The 5,779-nt window shown below is 68.0% G+C and carries 4 protein-coding genes and 2 pseudogenes; 1 reads left to right on the top strand and 5 read right to left on the bottom strand.

Annotation, left to right across the window (positions count from 1 at the left end):
- Positions 1 to 221, bottom strand: a pseudogene (locus EQG76_RS19845) (hypothetical protein); the annotation flags it as partial.
- Between the two features lie 205 nt (positions 222 to 426).
- Positions 427 to 1,461, bottom strand: a complete 1,035-nt coding sequence (locus tag EQG76_RS19840; protein WP_159716084.1) for a glycosyltransferase family 2 protein — start codon at positions 1,459 to 1,461, stop codon at positions 427 to 429.
- A gap of 531 nt (positions 1,462 to 1,992) precedes the next feature.
- Here EQG76_RS19840 and EQG76_RS19835 point away from each other — a divergent pair.
- Complete coding sequence (locus tag EQG76_RS19835) at positions 1,993 to 2,805, top strand: phytanoyl-CoA dioxygenase family protein (RefSeq protein ID WP_200840960.1); 813 nt, start codon at positions 1,993 to 1,995, stop codon at positions 2,803 to 2,805.
- 82 nt (positions 2,806 to 2,887) lie between these two features.
- Here the strand turns inward: EQG76_RS19835 and EQG76_RS19830 are convergent, their stop codons facing one another.
- From EQG76_RS19830 to EQG76_RS19820, 3 genes and pseudogenes are all read right to left on the bottom strand, one after another.
- Positions 2,888 to 3,868, bottom strand: a complete 981-nt coding sequence (locus EQG76_RS19830; protein WP_159716082.1) for an HpcH/HpaI aldolase/citrate lyase family protein — start codon at positions 3,866 to 3,868, stop codon at positions 2,888 to 2,890.
- The gene (locus EQG76_RS19825; protein WP_159716081.1) at positions 3,865 to 4,818 is read right to left on the bottom strand and encodes a site-specific tyrosine recombinase XerD; all 954 of its coding nucleotides are present in this window, start codon (positions 4,816 to 4,818) and stop codon (positions 3,865 to 3,867) included. Before EQG76_RS19825 ends, EQG76_RS19830 begins: the two co-directional genes overlap by 4 nt.
- A pseudogene (locus tag EQG76_RS19820) lies at positions 4,811 to 5,779 on the bottom strand (hypothetical protein); the annotation flags it as partial. The pseudogene EQG76_RS19820 and the gene EQG76_RS19825, both read right to left, overlap by 8 nt.

Genomic DNA, 5,779 nt, shown 5'->3' with positions numbered 1-5,779 from the left:
ATCACCACGTCGGACTCGCACACGGCCCGCTCGACCTCGACCAGCGCTTGCGGTGAATTCGCGACGCTACGGTGGAAGGTGAAGCGCGGATTGCCCAGATGGCCGCGGATCTTGCGGTCCTCGGGGTCCCAGCCCTCGATCTGGTAGGATTCTTCGCCCAGGAGATTATCGAGCAGATGGCTGCCGACGAACCCGCCGCAGCCCAGGATCACGACACGCACCGACCCATATCCTCCGTGGCCGTGCCCAGCCTGATCGCGTCACGCCGGATCACGACCGCAGAGCGCCGCCTGCTTGTATTCCGCGCATGGTCACGCGGCTCCAGTCCGGCTGACTACTCCTATTTCCGGATGCACTGCAAGGTGCCTTCCATGACACCAGATCTTCGGCCGGAAAACTCTGGTCGCTTCGGAGTTGCCGCAGCGGTTACTTGCCGCTTTTTCCGGATGGATCGGGTTCGGCCCCGGCCAGCGAGCGGTCCGCATCCACGAAGGTGTGTCCGGGCGCCGCTCCGAGCAGCCGGGTCTTCACGTTCTCGGCGAAGCTCACCAGCTCCGGCAGCGCCACTGATCCCAGGTCCACCCCGGCGCGAACGAGATTGTAGTTAGTGAACCACCAGCGAGCCAGGACCAGCTGGCAGCGTCGGCGCTCGGCCGCTGGCATCGGCACGTTCCGGACGATCCTGGCGTACTCGGAGAACAGGCGCAGGGTCGGGAAGCTAAGCTGGCCGCGCTTGGAGGTGTCGTGCCAGCTCAGCCGGTCGCGGGAGCTGCGCACCGCCCGCGTGTAGCGGTTGGGGTGCTCGCGCATCTGGTTGAGCGGCTCCTTCACGTGGATCAGCCGCCCCTTCAGGGCCATGTAGGCCAGGAACGCCCGGTCCTCGCCATGGAAGCTGCCCTTGCGATTGCCGAGCCAAGCAGACCGGCGGAAGGTCGCGAAGATGTCGACCACCGAATGGGAGCGCAGCACCAGCGTAGCGAAGCGCGCGGACGGGCTCGGCAGGTCGGCGTCGGCCAGCACGCTCTCGTAATTGGCGAGGCGCTGGCCGTTGCGGCCAATATATTCCACGAGGCTGTTGCACAGGACCGCGCTGGGATCCGCCTCCAGTGCCGCAGTGGTCGCGGCCAGATAGCCGGGCAGGATCCGGTCGTCATGGGCCAGCCACTTGAAATAGCGCCCCCGCGCCAAGTCGAAGGTGCGGTTATAGTTTGGGATGGCTCCCAGATTGTGCTCGTTGCGCACATAGACGATCCGCGGGTCGGCGGCCGCATGGTCCCGGCAGATCTGCTCGGTCCGGTCGGTGGACGCGTTGTCCGCGATCACGAGCTCCAGGTCCGACAGGGTCTGGCTGCGCACCGACCGGATTGCCTCGTCGAGATAGTTCTCGCCGTTGAACACCGGGATGCCGACGCTGACGAGGGGAAGCTGTTTCCCGTCACTGCGGCCGGTACGCTGCGTCATCACTCACCTGCTCTTGAATCGATTTCGATTGCGCCAGCGATGCGTCGGAGCCCGAACGGTCGCGTGCTCCGCCCGAGGCACAGTCTGGCTGGCATGCCTTTGCGACACGGGCACCACCGGGCAAGTCACGTTTGCGCCAGCACCGGTAAAACGTGGTCATCCGCTGCCGCTCTGTGCCTGGAGAGTCACCAAGCTGAAGAATTCTGTCATGCTACCGGAAAAGAAGAGCTTGCGCCCCCTGCCGATCACGCACTTACAGTTTGCCGGATAACGAACGATCACTTGGGCGTGTGCTGCTCGTGAGGTAACGGGTAAAGGATGGCAGTGTGGTAGGGCTGCGGATACAGGTTCTGGCAGTACGGTCCACGCTGACCGTGCCCACGCCCTTTCAGTGTTGAGCAAGCAATGACAGTCATCTACCACGGATCGGATCTACCGGATGATGATCGTCGGCCACTACTCTATGGTGGCGACCTGTTCGTCTTCACTCCGCGCCCCTCCACTCTGGAGCTGATCCGGCATGCGCGGGAGATGATTGAAGAAACATTTGGCGAGGATCCGACCCGTGCCCAGTTCGGCATGCCGGTGGAAAAGTTCGTCCAGCTGGGCGGTCCCCTCAAGCCGGCCTTCATCCATCATCCGCGCACCAAGGAGTTGATCCGCGACGTCGTCGCTGATCTAGGGTGCGCGCTGGAAGAAACCTATCTCGACGTGCCGCGGCTGCGCCTGGCCACCTCGCATGGCTATCTCACCGCCGGGGTGGGCTACGCCTTCCACCCGCACCGGGACACCTGGTACTCGGCGCCGATGGCCCAGCTGAACTGGTGGATCCCGATCTACGACTTCGGGCCGGATGCCGGCATGGCGTTCCATCCGCGCTACATGCATGAGCCGATCCGGAACGGCTCGGCCGGCTTCAACTATTATCGCTGGAACGCGGACGGCCGGAAGAACGCGGCGCAGCACATCAAGGCCGACACCCGCGTGCAACCGAAGCCGGAACAGGAGATCGAGCTCGATCCGCAGATCCGGATCATGGGCAAGGCTGGCAGTGTGCTGATCTTCTCCGCTGCCCACCTGCACTCGACCGTGCCGAACACGTCGGGTGCCACCCGGTTCAGCATCGATTTCCGCACGGTCAACCTTGCCGACATCAAGAACCGCGTTGGCGCCAGAAACCTGGATTCACACTGCACCGGCACGTCCTTGCGCGACTTCATGCGCGGCACCGACCTCCAGCGCATGCCCGAGGAGATCGTGGCCATGTATGACGACGGCTCGGCCAGCGGCGGCATCACCGTGTTCACGCCGGAGGTGCACAAGATGAAGGACAAGGCCGCCTGAGCGGCTGTGACTTCCCCCCCAGGAAGCGGGACGCCCCGGCCTTACGGCCGGGGCGTTCTCGTCTGGTGGTGAAACTGGCCGCTCAGCCGGCCGCGGCGATCCGGTCGGCGCTGGCGACCAGCGCCTCGGCCTGGCGGATCGAGGCGATGTCGATCAGCCTTCCATCCAGGCTGACCGCACCCTTGCCGGCCTTGGCCGCCTCGTCCATGGCGACCAGGATGCGGCGGGCGCGCTCGACCTCCTTGGCTGGCGGGGTGAATACCTCGTTGGCGAGCGGGATCTGCGAGGGATGGATCGCCCACTTGCCCTCGCAGCCCAGCACCGCGGCGCGCCGTGCCTGGGCCTGGTAGCCGTCCGGGTCCTGGAAGTTGCCGAACGGCCCGTCCACCGGGCGCAGACCGTTGGCGCGCGCCGCCACCACCATCCGGGCGATCGCGTAGTGCCACATGTCGCCCCAGTGATAGGAGCGCGAGTTGTCGACGTCCGGGTCGGTCAGCACGCCGTAGTCGGGGTTGGGCCCGCCGATCACCGTGGTGCGGGCGCGGGTCGACGCGGCATAGTCGGCCACACCGAAATGCAGGCTCTCGTTGCGCTTGGATGCCTTGGCGATCTCGTGGACGTTGGCCATGCCGAGTGCCGTCTCGACGATCAGCTCGAAGCCGATGCGCTTCTTGCGCTTCATCGCGGTCTCGACCTGGGTCACCAGCATGTCGACCGCGTAGATGTCGGCGGCGGTGCCGACCTTGGGGATCATGATCAGGTCGAGCCGCTCGCTGGTCTGCTCGATCACGTCCACCACGTCACGATACATGTAGTGCGTGTCGAGGCCGTTGATCCGGACCGACAGGGTCTTGCTGCCCCAGTCGATGTCGTTGATCGCTTGGATGATGTTCTTGCGCGCCTGCTCCTTCTGGTCGGGCGCCACCGCGTCTTCCAGGTCCAGGAACACCACGTCGACCCCGGAGGCCGCCGCCTTCTCGAACATCTGTGGCGAGCTGCCCGGCACGGCCAGCTCCGAGCGGTTCAGCCTGGGCGTGCACTGCTCGACGATCGTGAAACTCATTCCCCGTCTCCCTTGAGGGCTGCCGCGCCGCCAGGTCGCGTCACGGTCTTGTTCCTGGCCGGTCTTGCCAAAGGATGGTGCTCGGTCACCACCGCGGCGAGGCGCTCGGGCCGAACATGCGTGTAGATCTGCGTTGTCGCAATGTCGGCGTGCCCGAGCATGGTCTGGACCGCGCGCAGGTCTGCACCGTGCGCCAGGAGATGGGTGGCGAAGGCGTGGCGGAGCACGTGCGGCGAGATCCGCTCCGGATCGATCCCGGCTTCCGGTGCCAGTCGCTTGAGCAGATAGAGGACGTGCTGCCGGGTCAGGTGGCCGCTGGCCCCCACCGAGGGGAACAGGCGGTTCTTCCGGTCGGCGGGCCGGACCTCCAGCCAGCGCGTCAGGGCCTCGCGGGCGAAGCGGCCGACCGGGACCATCCGCTCCTTGCCGCCCTTGCCCTTGACCAGAAGTGCGGTGCGGTCGGGGGTGAAGGCGCCGAGCGTCAGGCCCACCAGTTCCGAGACGCGCAGACCGGAGGCATAGGACAGTTCCAAGAGGCAGGTCAGCCGCCGCCCGTCCGGGCCGTCCTTCTGCCTAGCCGCCGCGAGCAGCGCTTCCACCTCCGCCTCGCTCAGCACCCGCGGCAGGCTGCGCTGCCGGCGCGGGCCCTCGACTGCCAGGGTCGGGTCGTCCGGGCGCAGGCCTTCCAGATGGAGGAAACGGTGGAACTGGCGCAATGCTGCCAGGCGCCGGGCCTGGGTGGTGGCCTTGAAGCCCGCATCGGCGGCAGCCTGGAGAAAGGCGCGCACCTCGGCCTCGCCCGCGGTTCCCTCGTCCTGGCCGCGCTGGCGCAGGAAGGTAAGCCAAGCGCTCAGATCGTTGTGGTAGGCGGCAATCGTGTGGCGGGACGCCCCGCGCTCCACCGCCATCATCTCCAAGAACGGCGCCAGGGCCGAGCGGGGCTCAGCCATCGAGCCGCACGATCACCGCACTGCGCGCGATCTCGCGCGCGTCCATGGCATGGTCGCTCGCCACGAGGCCGGCCAGCCCGCGGGCCAGGGCGGCCGGCTCCGGGCTGGCGAGATCGGCCAGGGCGCGCGCCAGGCGCAGGGCTGGGGCACCCGCCGGCGGTGGCGAGGCTGTCGCCGGCAGCAGGCGCTGCCAGGGCGACGACAGGGGCACGTCTTGTCCGGCCAGGCCCGCGGCGAGCAAGGTGGCGTCGTCCCTGTCGAACAGCCCGTCGGGCGTGGGCGGCATCCGGGACGGATCGACCAGGCCCGCCAGGATCATCAGGACCGCCACTCGGTCGGCCCGGGCCCGGTCGCCCTGCGGTTGCGCCTCCAGCATGTCGAACCAGGCGAGCGCGGCACCCTCCTCGCCGGCGGCCAGCAGGATCCGGGCCAGCGTCTCAGCTTCCAGCGCCAGGGCCTGGCGGGGCGCCACCGTGGCGGCCAGCGGGGCCAGTTGCGGCAGGTAGGCCCGGCGGCTGTCCGGATCGCCATCGGCATGCCACAGCAGCACGATCTCGCGGGCGCGAGCCTGCGGGTCAGTGATCGCGCGCAGGCGGCTGGCCTCGGCACCGGTGGCGGCGAAGTTGCCGCGCGCCGCCTCCATCCGGGCGCGGGCCGCGGCGCGCAGCCCAGGCGGCGTGGCCGGATCGCCGGCAAGGCGCGCCAGTGCTGCGGCGCTGGCATGGGCAACCGCCTCGTCCGGCAGGGCCAGGCCGAGTTTGCTTGCGAGAGCCTGGTCGGCGGGGGTCACCCTGGCGCTCCAGTCCACCGCATCGGCACGCCCGTAGCCCAGTGCCACCGCGACCAGCGCCCCGAACGGCTGGGCGCGCAGGCTGCCGGTTTCTTCCAGAGCACTGGCCAGCACCAGGGCGCTGTCCGGCCGGTCTTCCAGGAGCGCGCAGAGCAGGTTGAGCTCGCCGCT

It is taken from the genome of Geminicoccus flavidas (genome assembly GCF_009806515.1).
GTDB classification, from domain to species: domain Bacteria; phylum Pseudomonadota; class Alphaproteobacteria; order Geminicoccales; family Geminicoccaceae; genus Geminicoccus; species Geminicoccus flavidus.
The sequence above is the reverse complement of the archived record's forward strand: the minus strand, read 5'-3'. Positions and strand labels throughout refer to the sequence as shown.